General features: G+C 71.4%; 14 protein-coding genes. 6 read left to right on the forward strand and 8 right to left on the reverse strand.

All coding sequences use genetic code 11. The features are described 5' to 3' along the window. Positions 1 to 878, reverse strand: an 878-nt coding sequence (locus AC08OV_RS17880; protein WP_476619981.1) for an RDD family protein, incomplete at its 3' end; no start/stop codon positions are given. Positions 879 to 1,046: 168 nt separating this feature from the next. On the opposite strand from AC08OV_RS17880, the gene AC08OV_RS17885 reads away from it, so the two are divergent. Then, a complete protein-coding gene (locus AC08OV_RS17885; protein ID WP_476613531.1) occupies positions 1,047 to 2,057 on the forward strand; it encodes a stage II sporulation protein M in 1,011 nt (336 codons plus the stop codon). Between the two features lie 132 nt (positions 2,058 to 2,189). Further along, positions 2,190 to 3,356, forward strand: a complete 1,167-nt coding sequence (locus AC08OV_RS17890) for an alkene reductase (RefSeq protein ID WP_476613530.1) — start codon at positions 2,190 to 2,192, stop codon at positions 3,354 to 3,356. 278 nt (positions 3,357 to 3,634) lie between these two features. On the opposite strand, the gene AC08OV_RS17895 is transcribed toward AC08OV_RS17890, so the two are convergent. Genes AC08OV_RS17895 through AC08OV_RS17915 form a run of 5 tightly spaced genes read right to left on the reverse strand, consistent with a single transcriptional unit; the run spans position 3,635 to position 9,241 of the window. Further along, on the reverse strand, positions 3,635 to 4,930 hold the full coding sequence (locus tag AC08OV_RS17895; RefSeq protein WP_476613529.1) for a DUF58 domain-containing protein: 1,296 nt from the start codon (positions 4,928 to 4,930) through the stop codon (positions 3,635 to 3,637). A 9-nt stretch (positions 4,931 to 4,939) separates the two neighbouring features. Beyond that, positions 4,940 to 5,995, reverse strand: a complete 1,056-nt coding sequence (locus AC08OV_RS17900) for an AAA family ATPase (RefSeq protein ID WP_462187738.1) — start codon at positions 5,993 to 5,995, stop codon at positions 4,940 to 4,942. Next, positions 5,992 to 7,578, reverse strand: a complete 1,587-nt coding sequence (locus tag AC08OV_RS17905) for a DUF4350 domain-containing protein (RefSeq protein ID WP_476613528.1) — start codon at positions 7,576 to 7,578, stop codon at positions 5,992 to 5,994. The genes AC08OV_RS17900 and AC08OV_RS17905 overlap by 4 nt, the downstream gene beginning before the upstream one ends. Next, entirely contained in the window at positions 7,575 to 8,327 is a 753-nt protein-coding gene (locus AC08OV_RS17910) for a DUF4129 domain-containing protein (RefSeq protein WP_476613527.1), read from the reverse strand. The genes AC08OV_RS17905 and AC08OV_RS17910 overlap by 4 nt, the downstream gene beginning before the upstream one ends. After that, on the reverse strand, positions 8,324 to 9,241 hold the full coding sequence (locus AC08OV_RS17915) for a DUF7847 domain-containing protein (protein WP_462187735.1): 918 nt from the start codon (positions 9,239 to 9,241) through the stop codon (positions 8,324 to 8,326). Before AC08OV_RS17915 ends, AC08OV_RS17910 begins: the two co-directional genes overlap by 4 nt. Before the next feature lie 330 nt (positions 9,242 to 9,571). Here AC08OV_RS17915 and AC08OV_RS17920 point away from each other — a divergent pair, with 330 nt between their 5' ends. The 3 genes from AC08OV_RS17920 to AC08OV_RS17930 all read left to right on the forward strand — a co-directional run bounded on the left by AC08OV_RS17920 (position 9,572) and on the right by AC08OV_RS17930 (position 12,401). Beyond that, complete coding sequence (locus AC08OV_RS17920; RefSeq protein ID WP_476613526.1) at positions 9,572 to 10,408, forward strand: ComF family protein; 837 nt, start codon at positions 9,572 to 9,574, stop codon at positions 10,406 to 10,408. A 332-nt stretch (positions 10,409 to 10,740) separates the two neighbouring features. Next, complete coding sequence (gene hpf, locus AC08OV_RS17925; protein ID WP_476613525.1) at positions 10,741 to 11,559, forward strand: ribosome hibernation-promoting factor, HPF/YfiA family; 819 nt, start codon at positions 10,741 to 10,743, stop codon at positions 11,557 to 11,559. A gap of 128 nt (positions 11,560 to 11,687) precedes the next feature. Next, positions 11,688 to 12,401 (forward strand): response regulator, encoded by a 714-nt coding sequence (locus AC08OV_RS17930; RefSeq protein ID WP_011435218.1) that lies wholly within the window; start codon positions 11,688 to 11,690, stop codon positions 12,399 to 12,401. 16 nt (positions 12,402 to 12,417) lie between these two features. Here the strand turns inward: AC08OV_RS17930 and AC08OV_RS17935 are convergent, their stop codons facing one another. Continuing rightward, positions 12,418 to 12,975: a GNAT family N-acetyltransferase gene (locus tag AC08OV_RS17935; protein ID WP_476613524.1), complete on the reverse strand. Its 558-nt coding sequence runs from the start codon at positions 12,973 to 12,975 to the stop codon at positions 12,418 to 12,420. Between the two features lie 299 nt (positions 12,976 to 13,274). On the opposite strand from AC08OV_RS17935, the gene secA reads away from it, so the two are divergent. Further along, positions 13,275 to 16,259, forward strand: coding sequence for a preprotein translocase subunit SecA (secA, locus tag AC08OV_RS17940; protein ID WP_476613523.1), 2,985 nt, complete (start codon positions 13,275 to 13,277; stop codon positions 16,257 to 16,259). 25 nt (positions 16,260 to 16,284) lie between these two features. Here secA and AC08OV_RS17945 read toward each other — a convergent pair. Continuing rightward, on the reverse strand, positions 16,285 to 17,078 hold a 794-nt coding region (locus tag AC08OV_RS17945; RefSeq protein WP_476619982.1), incomplete at its 5' end, for an Rv3235 family protein.

Genomic DNA, 17,078 nt, shown 5'->3' on the forward strand with positions numbered 1-17,078 from the left:
GATTGGGCCGTCGGGTACTGGGCACCCGGGTACGGGGCGAAGGCGGGGGAGGGTGTCGATCTCGGCCGGTTCGCCGTCAGCCGGTGGTAGGCACGCCGGGTTCGCTCGGCCAGCACGGCGGACAGGTAGGCCCAGCCCGGCGTGCCGGGCGGCGGCGGTGGTGTCACGACGGCTCGCACCTCCCGGACCAGCCCGCTGCCGAGGCGTTCGAGGGCCTGCGGGGACAGCTCGTGCGCCCGGCCGAGGAACTGGCGGGCACGCAGGGCCAGAGCATCATCCAACCCGGTGAGGTCGAGGGTGGCGGCCCAGCCGACGAGCTGGGGCGGGACGGACGCCGGCACTCCGCCAGTGCGCGGCACGCTGGCCTGCAGGACGACCGTGCCGGCGAAGACGTCCCCCAGCCGCTTCGCGTGTTTCGACACCAGCATGCTGATCACTGCGGGCAGGCCCAGCAGCAGTCCGGGACGTTCGACGACCGCCCCGACCAGACCCCGGGCGAACGCGTGCCGGAAGTGGATGGGACCTCCGTCGTCGCGGACGACGCGCAGCCCCAGGGCCATCTTGCCGAGGGTCCGCCCGCGCGTCAGCGTCTCGCAGGTGACCGGGTACCCGAGCACGATGCCGACATAGACCAGCAGGAACACCGTGGCGATCAGGGCGTCGTTGTCGGGCTGCACGATCAGTAGGGCCGCGGCGCCGACCGCGTAGAGGATGTAGAGCTGGATGAGCAGGTCGAGCAGGCCGGCGATCAGACGGGAGCCCAGCCGAGCCACCCGCAGTTCGATGGTGATCGCTTCACCTGTGACGATCGCCTCACCCGTGAGGACACCCGTGCCGGCGAGACCGGCGGATCCCTTTCCTGTGACGACCTGGTTCATCTGGGCCCCCCGGGACCTCGATGGGTATCCGGACATCACTTTATGGCCTACGCTGCCCGGTTCGATCCTCCTCGCCGGGTGGTGCCGCCGACGGCGGTGAGGACGGTTCGGACGCGTGCGGCTCGACGGTCTGCGAGGATCTCGACGGTCTGGGAGGATGAGGCCGTCATGGATCTTGATGCGTACGTCGCTGTGCACCGGCCGGAATGGGTCCGGCTTGGTCGGCTCGTCGACAAGGCCGGCCGGCCGCGGCGGATGGCACCGGACGAGCTCGACGAACTGGTCGAGTTGTACCAGCGCGCGGCTACCCACCTCTCGGTTATCCGCAGCCGGTCGTACGACACGACCCTGGTCGACGATCTGACGAACCTGGTGACGCGAGGCCGGGCGGCGGTGGGCGGCGCACCTGACCCCGGCTGGCACGTCGTCGGTCGTTTCTTCGCGGTGACGTTTCCGGTGGCCGTGTACGAACGCCGATGGTGGGCTGTCGCGACGGCGCTCGGCTCCCTGCTCGTCGCGCTGGCCGTCGGTCTGTGGGTCGTGCACGACGCCGAGGTACAGGCGAACCTGCGTGCGCCGGACGCGGTCGCGGATCTGTGCCGCCACGGCTTCGCGTCCTACTACACCGAGAATCCGGCCTCGTCCTTCGCTAGTCAGGTGTGGACGAACAACGCCTGGGTGTCCGCGCAGGCGGTGGTCTTCGGGGTGCTGCTGGGTCTTCCGACCCTGCTGGTCATGTTGCTGAACGCGCTGAATCTCGGCGTCGTCGGCGGATACATGACCAGCTGCGGGGAGAGCGGGCAGTTCTTCAGCCTGATCCTCCCGCACGGCCTGCTGGAGCTCACGGTCGTGTTCGTTGCGGGCGGGGTCGGGCTGCGTCTCGGTTGGACGATCATTGCACCGGGTCCGCGCAGGCGGGTGGAGGCCCTGGCCGCAGAGGGGCGCGCAGCGGTGGCCGTCACGATGGGGATGGCGCTCGTGCTGGCCGTCTCCGGGCTGATCGAGGCGTTCGTGACCCCGTCGGGGCTGCCCACGGCGATCCGGATCGGGATCGGCGCGGTGGCGTTCGGCGGCTTCATCGCTTACGTCCGGCTGTACGGCAGCCGGGCGGCCGCGGCCGGAGAGACCGGTGACATCGACACCGGGCGCGGCGGCGCCGACCTGCTCCCGGTGGCCTGACCGCGCCGACCGGGGCCCGTGGCGGGCATCACATTTCTGGGGCGGCGGGAAGGCTGCCCGGCGATGTACCTGTTCGGTAGGTACATGCGCGGCGTCCTGGGGTGAGCCGTGACGCCGACGAGAGGGAGCCTCATGACCACCGCGTTCGACCCGATCGATCTGGGCGGACTTCGCCTGGCAAACCGCATCGCACTGGCCCCCATGACCCGTAACCGGGCCCCCGGCGCAGTCCCGGCTCCGGCCACGGCCACCTACTACGCCCAGCGTGCCGGCGCCGGGCTCCTCATCACCGAGGGCACCCAGCCCTCCGTCGGTGGACAGGGCTACCCGAACACCCCGGGCCTGCACAGTGAGGAGCAGGTGCGGGCCTGGCGGCAGGTGACCGGCGCCGTGCACGAGGCCGGCGGAGTGATCTTTGTCCAGGTGATGCACGCTGGTCGCATCAGTCATCCGGACCTGCTGCCGGGCGGTCTCGTCCCGGTGGCCCCCTCGGCGGTCCGCCCGGCCGGCCAGGCGTTCACCGGCGAGGGTATGCAGGACTTCGTCATCCCGGCCGAGCTGACCGAGCAGGGCATCATCGAGATCATCACCGATTTCGTCGCCGCGGCCCGTAACGCCGTCGAAGCCGGCTTCGACGGCGTCGAGATCCACGGCGCCAACGGCTACCTCGTGCACCAGTTCCTTGCCAGGGGCACCAACCGGCGCACCGACGGCTGGGGCGGCTCGGCGGCGGGTCGGATCCGGTTCGCTGTGGAGGTCACCCGGGCGGTCGCCGCCGCGATCGGCGCTCATCGGGTCGGCCTGCGGATCTCGCCGGGCACCACCTTCAACGACATCACCGAGGATGACGTGCGCGACACCTACGTCGCGCTGGTGGACGCGGTCGCTCCGCTGGGGCTTGCATACCTGCACATTGCGGAGAACACCGGGCGCGAGCTGACCCGAGAGCTGCGGGAGCGCTTCGGCGGTCCGCTCATCCTCAACCCGCTCACCCCCGACCACCCGACCGGGCCGGAGGAGCTGTCGCTCGTGGAGAACGGCACCACCGACATCCTCAGTTTCGGGACGCTGTTCCTGGCCAACCCCGACCTGCCCGTCCGGCTCGCGGCCGGCGGCCCGTTCAACTCGCCGGACCGCGCCACCTTCTACGGTGGCGACGAGCGCGGGTACACCGACTACCCGGCACTCGCCGACGCCGACGCCGACGCCGATGCCGACGCCGACGCCGATGCCGACTCTGTGGCCGTGACCGTGGTTCAGCAGGAGTCGCCCGAAGCCGGGCCGGTCGTCACCGCCTAGCGCGACAACCTGTACGCGCGCATGGCCGGGCGGTGGGAGGGGCATGGTGTGCCTTGGCCGGCTAAGAACCGCGGAAACCGGCCTCCTGGACAAGAGCGCGACGCGGTCGGTGCGATGTCCCGTGACGCCGCCTTGTCAGCGGCCATCCCTGGACCAGGCTGGTCAGAGTACCGTCTACCGCCACGGAACCACCCGGGGGACACCGGCCGGCCCGGCCGGCACCTCGCGAAATCACCTCGATGATTTCGCTGGGTAGTCGTCTAGATCTGGGTGGTCGTCTAGAGCCGGCCGAGGGATTTCAGGGTGAGGTAGGTGTCGGTGACGGCCGCCGCGTAGCTGCTCGGCGGTGCGTCCACCACCTCGACCCCGCGGCGGCGCAGCGTCTCGGTGAGCTCCCGTCGCCGCAGCAGAGTCTGTTCGGCCGCCGCGGCCGCGTACACCTCACGGACGTCACCGCGGCCGGTCGTCATCTCGTCCACGCGCGGGTCGCGCAGCGCCGCGACCACGACAGTATGCCGCGCGGCCAGCGTTGGCAGGGCCGGGAGCAGCCCTTCCTCGATCACCGCCGGCACCAGGTCGGTGAACAGGACGACCAGGGACCGCCGCGAAGTCCCGCGCAGTACCGTCGACACGATTCCGCCATGATCGGCCTCGACCAGGGCCGGTTCCAGGGTGGCCATCGCGTCGCTCATCCGGGCGAGTAACCCATGATCGTGCCTGCCTGGCAGGGTGATCCGGGGAACGCTGTCGTGCGCTACGAGACCCACCCGGTCACCCGCGCGCAGCGCCACCGCGGTGAGTAGCAGCGCGGCGTCGAGCGCATGGTCCAGCCGGGGAGTATCGCCGATCCGCCCGGCCGAGGTCCGACCCGTGTCGAGTACGCAGACGACCCTGCGGTCGCGCTCCGGTCGGAACGTGCGGACGACGACGGTCCCGCGCCGGGCGGTACCCCGCCAGTCGATCAGCCGGACGTCGTCGCCGATCACATAGTCCCGCAGGCTGTCGAACTCGGCGCCGGCGCCCGCGCCGCGGATGGCGACCTCGCCCTCGACCTCCCGCAGCCGCGCGAGAGCGGCCGGCAGATGGCGGCGTGACGTGAACGGCGGCAGCACCCGGACCCGCCATGCGCAGTGATGCCGTCCCTGCCGGCCGGCGAGGCCGAGTGGCCCCAGCGAACGGACCGTGATGCGGAATGGCTCCCGGTCGCCGCGCCGGGCCGGATGCAGCGTCGTCTCCAGGAAGCGCCGCTCCCCGGCCGGAACGGTGACCCGGTGCTCCCGTGGCCGGGACCCCGAGGACGGCGGCCAGGCGTCGCGGATGTGGGCACGCACCGTGCGGGTGCCGCCGTTCGTGACGCCGAGCACCAGCGGAACGGGCTGACCCAGCCGCCCGGCGGTCGGTCCGGACCGGCTGAACTCCAGCGTGCGGACCCCACCCGCCAGGGCGAGGTCGAGGGCGACCAAGCCCACCACCACCAGATCGACCAGCACGAGGGTCAGGCCCGGGGCGGGGGACAGGACGACGGCCAGCGCCCCGAACAGGGCCAGCGCGACGGTACGGCCGGTGATCGCCACCGTTTCCGCCTACCGGGGCACCGGAACGGTGGCGAGTACCTGTTCGAGCACGACGTCGGCCGTCACGCCGTCCAGTTCGGCCTCCGGGCGGAGGCTGATCCGGTGCCGCAGGGTCGCCCGGGCCAGCGCCTTGACATCGTCGGGGGTCGCATAGCCGCGTCCCGACAGCCACGCCCAGGCCCGGGTCGTCGCCAGCAGCGCGGTGGCGCCGCGGGGGGACACCCCGAGCTGTACCGACGGTGCCGCGCGGGTCGCCCGGGCCAGGTCGACGATGTAGGCCAGCACCTCCGGGTGGACTCCGACGGTGAGCACCGCGGCGCGGGCGGCCGCGAGGTCCGCTGGTCCCGCGACCGGGCGGACCCCCGCGGCGGGCAGGTCGGAGGGGTCGAACCCGCCCGCATGGTGGGCGAGGACACGGACCTCGTCGTCGCGGGGTGGCAGTGGCAGCGTCACCTTCACCAGGAAGCGGTCGAGCTGCGCCTCGGGAAGCGGATAGGTGCCCTCGTGTTCGATCGGGTTTTGGGTGGCGAGGACGGCGAAGGGGGCCGGCAGTGGCCGCGGGACGCCCGCCACGCTGACCTGACGCTCTTCCATCACCTCCAGCAGAGCGGCCTGCGTCTTCGGTGGAGTCCGGTTGATCTCGTCGGCCAGCAGGAGGTTGGTGAAGACCGGGCCCTCCCGGAAGGTGAACTCGGAACTGCGGTTGTCGTACACCAGCGAGCCGGTGACGTCGCCGGGCATGAGGTCCGGGGTGAACTGCAGGCGCTTGGTGTCCAGTGCCAACGCGGTCGCGAGCGTGCGGACCAGCAGCGTCTTCGCGACGCCGGGCACCCCCTCGAGCAGCGCGTGTCCCCGGCACAGCAGGGCGATGACGAGCCCGCTGACCGCCGCGTCCTGACCAATCACCGCCTTGGCCACCTCACCGCGCAGCGCGATCAGGGCTCGGCGGGCCGTCTGGGCGTCCGGTGGTGCCGGCTGCTCTCCCGGGCCCGGCGCCGCGGCGGACGACGATGCGGTCGAGGGCGGGGGGGCTGCCGTCGGCGCGTCGATGCGTGGGGATGTCACCGTAGGCCTACCTGTCGATCGAGCTCGTCGAGCGCGTGGGCCAGCGCCAGCAGCGCCGCGTCCTGCGTATCGCGTCGAGGGGCGCCGAGGCCGGCCCGGGGAACGCCCGCTGCGGCGGTCCGCTCGGATCCGCCGTCGCGATACCGTCCGGACTCGCCGGATGCCGGCCGCTGTCCGTTCTCGGCCGGGTAGCGGCCTGACTGGTACCAGTCCCTGGCCCGCCCGAGGTGACCGGGCGGTCCGGCGGTCTGCGGCGGCATGCCCGAACCGTACAGGAGCGATCCGATCTCCGAGGGTGACCGTCCTGTCTGCTCGCTGGCAGCGGTCACCAGAGTGACGGGATCGGGGCTCAGGGAACCGGCGGGGGTCCAGGCCAGGGGCAGGCCCATCCGTTCGGCCAGCCGGACGCGCGTCCCGGCCCGCAGCGCGTCGGCGGTCCTGTCCCGGGCGTGTGCCGCCGCGTACAGTCGCCCGCGTCCCTCGACCGTCTCGGCCGCCCGGACGACCACCGGGAGGGGCTCCGGCACCGGCGGCCCGAGCCGCCGGCCACGCCACAGCGCCAGCAGCGCCAGGACGACGACGATGTGCAGAAAGGCCCACCAGAAGGCGGACGGCAGCAGATCCACCATGCTTTTCGTGCCGACCCCGCCGGCCCCGCCCGCGTCGGGTGTGATCCAGGACAGCACGGGTTGCCGGGCGAGCAGGCCGAGGGCCAGCGCCGCGTTCCCCGTGCGGTCGAGGTGCTCGTTGGTGAGGAACCCCGCCGAGCCGAGCAGCACCAGCCGCCCGCCACTGACGCGTGGTGAGCCCGATCGGGTGAGGGTCAGCCCGGCGAGGCGCGCCTCGCCGGGCGGGTCGCCGTAGCACAACGAGACCGCCATATCGCCGGGACCGGCTCCGTCGCCCTGGCGGGTGAAGGTCTCGTCGGCGCCGATCGAGGTTGTTCCGGCCGTGGTCGCCTCGGGCAGGAGGCACCGCGGATCGCTCTGCTCGCCGCCGAGCCCGGCGCCGAGTTTGCCGCCGGGCTCGGAGTCTGCCGTGACCACCCCGACATCCAGGGCACCGAGCACCGTGGCGCCCGGTGCCACGAGGACGACGTCGGCGCCCTGCCAGACCCGTCCGAGCAGGGCGATCAGCTCGTCATGGGTGAGCCGTCCCGGATGGACGACGACCAGCGTCGCTCTGTCACCCGCCCCGGCTGGACCGACCCCGCCGCCCGGACCACCGGGGTTCGGCACCTGCTGCCGGCCGCCGGAAGGGTTGTCCGTGGCGGACACGATGATCCCGCGTGCCCGCAGGATCTCGGCCAGGGCCCGGGTTCCTCCGGGCTCGGCGGAGGCCACGTTCAGGTAGGCCGGGCCGCCGGGCCGCCCGGCCAGCGCCGAGACGACCACGTAACAGAGGACCAGGACGCCGAGGACGGCCACCACGAGGATCCCGCGGCGCACCGCCGGGGGCCTGGGACCGCTGCGCAACGCGCTCGGCGACCCCCGCCCGGACCGGCCGCCGGCGGTCCCGCCGCCCGCCGTCCCGCCGCCACCGAGATGGTCGCCGATGATCGCCGGGGCGCCGGGGATGGTCATGCCGGGACCGCGAGGGTGTCTGCGCTGCCGGTGCCGCCGGTGCCCCCGGTGCCGCGACGCAGCTGGGCCAGGGCGCGGTCGGCCTCGACCAGGACCTGGTAGCCGGCCGCGGACGCCGGGCGCCCGCCGTACCAGATCTCGCTGAAGACCTCGACCGCCGCGGCGAGCGCCGCGGCCGGCTCGAGCGCCGTGCCGGGTCCATCGCCCGCCGCGCCCGGCCGGTCCGTTCCGCCCCGGGGATGCCCCCCATCGGGGGACGGCGCGATCCTCGCCACGTCCTCGACGAGTTCACCGGCCGTACGGCCGGGGCGCGGGTCGAGCACGCCCTTCTCCTCCAGCATCCGCACGATGGCCCGTAGCCGGGACCGGACCGCCTCGGCGTAGGCTCCGCGGGCGGCGTGGCCGTCCGCCTCGGCGCGCAACTGCGCCGCGGTCGACGAACTGGACAGGTCGTCATCCTCCCGCCTGGTACGCGCGCCGCGGCGCACCGGGCCGAGCCACCACCGTAGCGCCACCGCCACGACGACCAGTACGAGGACGAGCGCGAGGACCCCGAGACCACCCGGCCCTCCGCCGAGGCCGTCTCCGCCAGGGAGCAGCCAGTGGACCAGATCCCCGATCTTGTCGTCGATCCACCGGACCGCCCGGCTCCACCAGCTGGGTTCGGGACTCCTGTAGATGTGCTTGGAAAGTTCCCGCCGAGCCTCCTCCCGAGCTCCGTCCCGAGTGACGGGACCACCGAGCGTCATCCGGAGGGCCGCAGGCCGGCGGTGCGGGCGCGGGCCGCCTCGGCGAGGGTCACGTCCAGACCCTCGCGTCTGATCCTGAGGTCGACGTAGAGCAGGACGACGGCTCCGGAGACGATCGGTGTGGAGATCGTGGTAGCGAGCAGACTGCCGATCGCCTGGACGATGTAGCCGGTGACAGTGAGGTTACCCCTGATCGGGTCGCCGAACACCGACTCGGAGGAGGCCATCACGATGCTGGCGGCGATGGCGAAGATCGCACCGAGGAACCCCGCCACCAGCATGGCGAGCAGCAGGATACCGAACGTTCGCCACCATGATCCACGCACGATCGCGATTGACCGTCGCAGCGCGTCGCGCACGGTGCCGCCCTCGAGGACGTACGCGGGCGTGGCCAGCGCCAGGTAGACCCCGACGACGATCGCCCCGACCAGCAGCGCGATCAGCCCCAGCACCACCGACAGCGCCACGATGACCGTGAGGCCGAGCAGGCCGGGCAGCCGTGGCGCGACCCGTCGGACCGCGTCGATCGTGGTGATTCGGCTCCCCAGGGTCGCCTCGCTCACCACGACGCTGAGCACCCCGGAAAGGAAGAGCCCGAGGATGAGATCGAGACCGAGCATCGCGACGGTGATGGCGGCCCTGGCGCCCGGCGACGCGTCCTCGCCGCTGATCGCGACGGTGGTGGACACCGTCTCCACCACCGCCGCGGCCGCCACCGTCACCCCGACGGTCGCGCCGGGATTCGTGCGGATCGTGGCGAACGTGCCGTCCAGGATCTCGCCCAGAGCGAGGGGGCGCAGCGGGATGATGCCCGGTTTCGGGACGGCTGGGCCCCACCGCCACTGTCCCCACGGGCCCTGCGGGGCGCCGGGTGGCGGTGTGCCGGGCGAGGCCCAACCGGGTCCGTCGGCCATCGGTGTGTCTCCACTCGTCGCAGTCGGTGTCGAGGTTCGGTGTGTCGAGGTAAGGATGCCGTGCTTGTGGTGGGCATGCTGCGGCCACTATGAGGATTCTGTGCTCTCGGCCGGGATGGATGCTGGGGATGCCGGCGGAATTACGCGGTCTGGCCGGGATGTGCTGGCCGGGATGTGCCGGCTGGGCCGCGCACCACCTCGGCTGCGGGGCCGGTCGCCGACCGAGTCGCCCAGGGTTGTCCACAGCCGCTTCACGACTGCCGGGGGCGGTATCCACAGATCACCACTCGGGGCTGGTCGGCCCGCGGCCCGCGGCTGATCCTTCCTGTCATGCCTCGAGCCACGTTGTCCCTGCTCACCAGGAATCTCGCGATCCTCGCTGATCTGATCATGCCGCTTGCCTGCGCCGGATGCGGCGACTGGGGGGCATCGGCGTGCCCGGCGTGTGTCGCCGAGCTTCGTGGTCCCGTGTTCCTCGCCGCCGCGGGCTCCCTGGCCACCCCGTGGCGGCGAGGGCTGCCCCCGTGCCTGGCCGCCGCCCGCTACGCCGACCGGGTCCGGGCGCTCCTTCTCGCCTACAAGGAGCGTGGCCGGCGCGACCTGGCCGGTCCGCTGGGCGGCGCGCTCGCCCGCGCGGTGGCGCGGGCGGTGTCGTCGGGCGCGGTGGGTGCCACCGACGTGCATCCCGGTCTCCGTCCTCGCGGGCGCGGTGTGGTGCTGGTCCCGGTGCCTTCGAACCGCGCCGCGCGGCGTCGGCGTGGTTTCGACCACCTCGAGCTGCTGTGTTCCGTGGCGGCCGCGGTCCTGCGCCGACGCGGGCACCGGGTCGGAATCGCTCCCGTGCTGCGGCCGGTGCGGCACACGGCGGACCAGGCCGGGCTGGGGGCGGTGGCACGGTTCGTCAACCTCACGGGCGCCTTCGGCTTGGTCGGTCCCGCCCGCACGGCCCGGCTGGTGCGGGCCGCCGACGATCTCTCGGACGGGCCTCCCGCGGACCCGTGCATCGTCGTGGTCGACGACGTACTGACGACGGGAGCCACGGCGGGTGAGGCGGTACGGGCCCTACGAGCCGGCGCCCTGCGGGCGAGCGCCGTCGCCGTGGTGGCCGCTTCGGGCCCGACGCGCGGACGGGACCGCTTGCTCGCCTTGACGGGGCCGCCGGGGTGAAACTACCAGTACGCACCGCCTGACCAGGCAGTAGGCGCAACGGCCGAGTGGCCCGACGGAGCGGGAGTGACCGCTTGTCGGTCGCGGTGCACTCGTCGTGCGGATACCGGGCCGGCGGGCGGAGTAGCGCCGCCGCTGAAGGGAAGGGAGCCGAATGCGGGCAGCCAGCCGTAGAACGTTGGGAAGGTGCGACAACCGTAGATAGGGCGCCCGGGGGGATCGTCTCGGCCCCGCGGAGATGGTTCCTTCCGGAAGCTCCGAGACACCGGCGCACGGTCGGCAGCCTTGGCGAGGGCCGTGGGCGCCGGACAGGCGAACAGGAGGTGGATCGCGTGGACATCGTGGTCAAGGGCAGGCACACCGCGGTTCCGGAACGGTTCCGCAATCATGTCCAGGCCAAGCTCGCCAAGTTGGAACGGCTGAACTCCAACATCATCCGGGTGGATGTCGAGCTGTCGAAGGAACGCAATCCCCGGCTGTCCGACGTCTGCGACCGAGTCGAGCTGACCGTGTACTCACGGGGTCCGGTGATCCGGGCCGAGGCCGCCGCGGCCGACTGCTACGCCGCCCTCGACCTGGCCACCGGCAAACTGGCCGAGCGGCTGCGCCGGGCCGCCGACCGGCGGGTCCGCCACCACGCCAACCACGCTGGCGCCAAGCCGACCGGGATCACCTCGGTCCCGCTCGGCAGTCTCATGCCGTTGGAGGGCACGAAGCCGGCGGCTGCCCTACCGGCCGGTGCCGAGGATGCCGGTGCCGAGGATGCTGGTGCAGCCGGAAGGAGTGGCAGTGGCGGGTCCAGGCCGGTCGTCGCCGCTCCGGCCGACGAATCCACCGCCAGGATCGGTGCGGGCGAGCAGAGTGAGCAGGCTCCGCTGATCGTCCGGGAGAAGACCCATGAGGCGGAGCCGATGTCGCTGGAGGAGGCCCTGTCCAACATGGAACTGGTGGGGCATGATTTCTATCTCTTCCTCGACGTCGACCTCGGCCTCCCTAGCGTCGTCTACCGGCGGGTCGGTTACGACTACGGTGTCATCCGGTTGTCCGGTTCGGCGGCGGCCGGCAGGTCGGGGCCGGCGGGCGCCGATCAGCGGGACGAGCGGCCGTCGCCAACCCGGGGCGCCTTCGTGAGCTCGGCCGCCGCCGTTTAGACGATCTGAAGGCCGCGTCCGCCGGCCGACGTGGGACTATTTGCCTCGGGTGTCGGAGTACACGGCGCACCGCCCCGCGTGGAGGCACGCGGGGCGGTGCGCTGCGGGCAGTGGTCCAGGGAGGTCAGATGACGGTGGAGGAGCAGCGCTCTGAGGAGATGCTGCCGACGCCATCGGAGGCGAACCCCATCCGGGTGCTGATCGTTGACGACCATGCGCTGTTCCGGCGTGGGCTGGAGATGGTGCTGGGGCAGGAGGTCGACATCGAGGTCGTCGGGGAGGCCGCGGATGGTGCCGAGGCGGTGACCATGGCTAAGGAGATGGCGCCGGACATTGTGCTCATGGATGTGCGGATGCCGCGCCGTGGCGGGATCGACGCCACGAGCGCCATCAAGGAGGCTGTCCCGAGCGCCAAGATCGTCATGCTGACCATCAGCGACGAGGAGGCCGACCTCTACGACGCGATTAAGGCGGGGGCCATGGGCTACCTGCTGAAGGAGATCTCTATCGACGAGGTCGCTGCGGACATCCGCGCTGTGTACGGGGGACAGAGCCTCATCAGCCCGTCCATGGCGTCGAAGCTGCTCAGCGAGTTCGCAGCCATGATCAAAAACAAGGATGACCGCCCGCAGCTCCCCACCCCCCGGCTGACCGATCGGGAGATGGAGGTGCTGCGGCTCGTCGCCAAGGGCATGAACAACCGTGACATCGCCAAGCAGCTCTACATCAGTGAGAACACCGTCAAGAACCACATCCGGAACATCCTGGAGAAGCTCCAGCTGCACTCCAGGATGGAGGCGGTCGTGTACGCGGTCCGGGAGAAGCTGCTCGAGATCACCTGAGGCCCGGTCGGGGGCGTCACCGCGGCGCGGGATCGTCCGGTAGGAGCGATCCCACCCAGCAGTCCCGCCGGTTACCGTCGCCCAGCAGCAGGGCCTGGCGCAGGGTGCCCTCCACGGTGAAACCGGCCTTCTCGGCCACGCGGCGAGACGCGAGGTTGCCGACCGCGGCCCGCCACTCGATCCGGGCCAGCCCCAGAGCTCTGAAACCCCAGCGGGTCAGCGCGGCAACGGCCTGGGAGGTCACTCCCCGCCCGCGCGTCGGCGCCGCGCACCAGTAACCAATCTTCGCATCGCCGTCGCCGGAGAGATCCGCCAGTCCGACCGAGGCAAGGAGCTGCTCGGTCGTGGCATCCACCACCGCGAACAGTGCCCCGGTCCCGCTGGCCCAGCTCTGCGGCGACTGGCGTGAGACGAAGTCCACCGCGTGTTGGTACAGATACGGCGTCGGGACTCTCGTCCACCGGCTTATCTCCGGGTCCTGGCAGGCCTGGTGTACGGCGTCGGCGTCCCGGGGGTGCCAGGGGCGCAGATGCAGGCGGCCCGCCGTGATCTCCGCCGGTTCGAGAGGTGCCATGCTCCAACCTTGCACCGGCCGCCACCGTTGCCGCCGGTCCCGGGCACCCATCCGCGCTCCCGGTCGTTGGACAGTGCGGCGTGGCATGGGCGGACGATGCACGCCGTGCTGTCATCCCGTTCTGGTCGTTCCCGTCCGCGCGACCCCTGGCCCCTCGCCGGCACCCCTTCCCGTCGCCTGCTCCTCACCGGTCCCAGCCGGAGGAACCGCGCGCGGATGGATGTTGTAGGCGGCTATCGAAGGGCTAGCATCGTGGGGTCGGTGACCTCGCCGACGCGCCTGCCGGAGGAGTTTCGCCCGTGGTACTAGACAAGATCTTGCGTGCCGGCGAGGGCCGGATCCTGCGCAAGCTCAAGGCGATCGCCGAGCAGGTGAACCTGATCGAGGATGACTTCACCGGCCTGTCCGACGGTGAACTGCGAGGCATGACCGACGAGTTCCGCCAGCGGCTCGCGGACGGGGGGGAGACCCTCGACGACCTGCTGCCCGAGGCCTTTGCCGCCGTGCGGGAGGCAGCGCGGCGCACGCTGGGCCAGCGGCATTTCGATGTGCAGGTCATGGGGGGCGCGGCCCTTCATCTTGGCAACATCGCCGAGATGAAGACCGGTGAGGGCAAGACGCTGGTCTCGACCCTCCCGACCTACCTCAACGCGCTGGCCGGTAAGGGTGTGCACGTCATCACCGTCAACGACTACCTCGCCCAGCGCGACGCCGAGAACATGGGACGGGTCCATCGTTTCCTCGGCCTCACCGTCGGGGTGATCCATCCGCAGATGCCGCCGCCGGTCCGGCGGGCCCAGTACGCCTGCGACATCACCTACGGCACCAACAACGAGTTCGGGTTCGACTACCTCCGTGACAACATGGCCTGGAGCTCGGAGGAACTCGTCCAGCGTGGCCACAACTTCGCGGTCGTCGACGAGGTGGACTCCATCCTCATCGACGAGGCCCGCACGCCGTTGATCATCAGCGGTCCGGCGGATCATCCGACCAGGTGGTACACGGAGTTTGCCCGGATCGCTCCGCTGCTCGAACGCGATGTCGACTACGAGGTCGAAGAGGGCAAGCGGACGGTGGCCATCACCGAGTCCGGGGTCGAGAAGGTCGAGGACCAGCTCGGCATCGAGAACCTCTACGAATCGGTGAACACCCCGCTCGTGGGCTACCTGAACAATTCACTGAAGGCCAAGGAGCTCTACAAGCGGGACAAGGACTACATCGTTACCGACGGTGAGGTTCTCATCGTCGACGAGTTCACCGGCCGCGTGCTCCACGGCCGTCGCTACAGCGAGGGAATGCACCAGGCGATCGAGGCCAAAGAAAAGGTCGAGATCAAACAGGAGAACCAGACCCTCGCGACGATCACGCTGCAGAACTACTTCCGGCTCTACGGCAAGCTCTCCGGCATGACCGGTACCGCCATGACCGAGGCGGCCGAGTTCCACCAGATCTACTCGCTCGGGGTCGTCCCCATCCCGACGAACAAGCCGATGGTCCGGCTCGACCAGCCGGACGTCGTCTACAAGACCGAGATCGCGAAGTTCGACGCCGTGGTGGAGGACATCGCCGAGCGGCACGAGAAGGGCCAGCCGGTCCTGGTCGGCACCACCAGCGTCGAGAAGTCCGAGTACCTCTCGAAGCAGCTCCGCAAGCGTGGTGTGCCGCACGAGGTGCTCAACGCCAAGCACCACGAGCGGGAGGCGGCCATCATCGCCGAGGCGGGCCGCAAGGGCGCCGTCACGGTGGCGACGAACATGGCCGGTCGTGGTACGGACATCATGCTCGGCGGCAACCCGGAGTTCATTGCCCAGGCCGAGCTGCGCCAGCGCGGCCTCTCGCCGATTGAGACCCCCGAGGACTATGAGGCGGCCTGGCAGGAGGCCCTGGAGAAGGCCAGGCAGTCGGTGAAGGCCGAGCACGAGGAGGTCGTCGACGCCGGCGGCCTGTACGTGCTCGGCACCGAGCGGCACGAGTCCCGGCGCATCGACAACCAGCTGCGTGGCCGGGCCGGCCGGCAGGGCGACCGCGGTGAGTCGCGCTTCTACCTTTCCCTCGGCGACGATCTCATGCGGTTGTTCAACGCGGCCGCGGTCGAGGGCATCATGGATCGGCTGAACATCCCCGAGGACGTCCCGATCGAATCGAAGATCGTGACTCGGGCGATCCGGTCGGCCCAGACCCAGGTCGAGGGGCAGAACTTCGAGATCCGCAAGAACGTCCTCAAGTACGACGAGGTCATGAACAAGCAGCGCACCGTGATCTATGAGGAGCGCCGCAAGGTTCTCGGCGGTGCTGATCTCCACGAGCAGGTGCGTCACTTCGTCGACGACACCGTCGAGGGGTACGTGCGCGGAGCCACCGCCGACGGGTACCCGGAGGAGTGGGATCTCGACACGCTCTGGACGGCGCTCGGGCAGCTCTACCCGGTCGGTGTGGTGGCACCCGATGTCGATGATCGTGACGGGCTCACTGCCGATCATCTGCTCGAGGACATCCAGGTCGACGCGCAGGAGGCGTACGACCGGCGGGAACTCGACCTCGGCGACGGCCCCGACAGCGAACCGATCATGCGGGAGCTGGAGCGACGGGTCGTCCTCGCGGTCTTGGACCGAAAGTGGCGCGAGCACCTCTACGAAATGGACTACCTGCAAGAGGGCATCGGGCTGCGGGCGATGGGACAGCGGGACCCGTTGGTCGAGTACCAACGTGAGGGTTTCGACATGTTCCAGACGATGATGGAGGGTATCAAGGAGGAATCCGTCCGGCTGCTGTTCAACGTCGAGGTTCAGGTCGCGGGGCAGGAGGAGGCCGCCGCGCCGGTGGGCGTCGAGCCGGTCGCGTCCGCCGCTCCCGCACCGCCGGCCGGAGCCGCGACCCTGCCCGCTCCGGTGGTGCCGACGATCCCGGGCGGCGCCGGGCCCGTCGCGGACGCGCAGCCCGCTCGCCCCGCGGCGGCCGACCAGACTCCGCCACCCCCTTCACCGGTTCCGTCCGCACCGCCGCCGGTCTTCGTCAAGGGGCTTGAGCCGCGGCGGCCGACCGGTGGCCTGCGCTACACCGCGCCGTCAGTCGACGGTGGATCCGGGCCGGTCACGACGGTGGACGGCGGGTCGGGACTGGGCCGCCCGGCTGGAAACGGTGCGCTCAGCGCCGCCCGCGGCGAGGCCGGCACGGCGCACCCCGGTGCGGGCACGCGTCCCGCTCGCAATGCGCCCTGCCCGTGTGGGTCAGGCCGCAAGTACAAGCGCTGCCACGGCGACCCGGCGCGCCGCAACGCCGAGTGATCCATCCCTGGAGCCGGTGGCCGCGCTAACCCACCTGCAGGGTTGTCACCCGCCAGCGTCCGCCGGACGACTCCATGCGCAGCGCGAGTGCGGCCACCCGGGCACCTCGGCTGATGACCGCCGAGACCTCGGCGACTCCGGGTCGCGGTTCGCTGACCCGTACGCTGCGGACCTGACTCCGCCTGCGATCCATGGTCTGGGCGACGATGCGTTCGAGATCGTTCTGCAGGCGGGGCGTCGTCCATCCGGCGAGATGCGAGGCCGGGCGCACTCCGCCGAGCGTCTCGACGATCGCTCTGACGATGACCACCGCCGTTTCCCGGGGCGGTGGGTTCGTCCGGCTCCCGGCGGGGCGCCCCGGCCGCGGACCGGCTACCGGTTCGAGACCCGGCACCACGTGTGACGCCGCTGATCCCGTTCCTGTGCCCGTGACCGTGCGTTCGGGCATGGCGAGGTGCCGAGGAGTCCGATCGACCGTCGTCGTGCCACCGGGCTCGGTCTGGCCGTCCGCGCCGCCACGGCCGCGCGGCGGCCCGCCGGGTCCCGCCGGGCCGCCGCGGCGGCGTCCGCCGCCTCCCGGGGCGGTCACGGGCCGGCCTGGACGATCGGCGGTGGTGCGTCCGGCCGGCCGCACCCGGGGTCGGGGCGGCCTTGTCGACGAGCCGGTCGAGGCGCCGGCCGGCGAGGGTCCGGCCTCGTCGTCATAGGGCGGTTCGTGGGGGGTGACGGGAAGGCGGCGCATTGCGGGGGCCGGAATTGGACGCCGGGGCAGGGTCAGGGCGTAGGTGGCGGTCACGGCAGGCTCCGGAAGTGGTGGGC

This window comes from Frankia sp. CeTa3Moorea (assembly GCF_978021225.1).

Coding starts and splice junctions, on each gene's coding strand:
- AC08OV_RS17885 (WP_476613531.1), top strand. CDS start 1,047: ATGGATCTTGATGCGTACGTCGCTGTGCACCGGCCGGAATGGGTCCGG.
- AC08OV_RS17890 (WP_476613530.1), top strand. CDS start 2,190: ATGACCACCGCGTTCGACCCGATCGATCTGGGCGGACTTCGCCTGGCA.
- AC08OV_RS17905 (WP_476613528.1), bottom strand. CDS start 7,578: ATGACCATCCCCGGCGCCCCGGCGATCATCGGCGACCATCTCGGTGGC.
- AC08OV_RS17910 (WP_476613527.1), bottom strand. CDS start 8,327: ATGACGCTCGGTGGTCCCGTCACTCGGGACGGAGCTCGGGAGGAGGCT.
- AC08OV_RS17915 (WP_462187735.1), bottom strand. CDS start 9,241: ATGGCCGACGGACCCGGTTGGGCCTCGCCCGGCACACCGCCACCCGGC.
- AC08OV_RS17920 (WP_476613526.1), top strand. CDS start 9,572: ATGCCTCGAGCCACGTTGTCCCTGCTCACCAGGAATCTCGCGATCCTC.
- AC08OV_RS17930 (WP_011435218.1), top strand. CDS start 11,688: ATGACGGTGGAGGAGCAGCGCTCTGAGGAGATGCTGCCGACGCCATCG.
- AC08OV_RS17935 (WP_476613524.1), bottom strand. CDS start 12,975: ATGGCACCTCTCGAACCGGCGGAGATCACGGCGGGCCGCCTGCATCTG.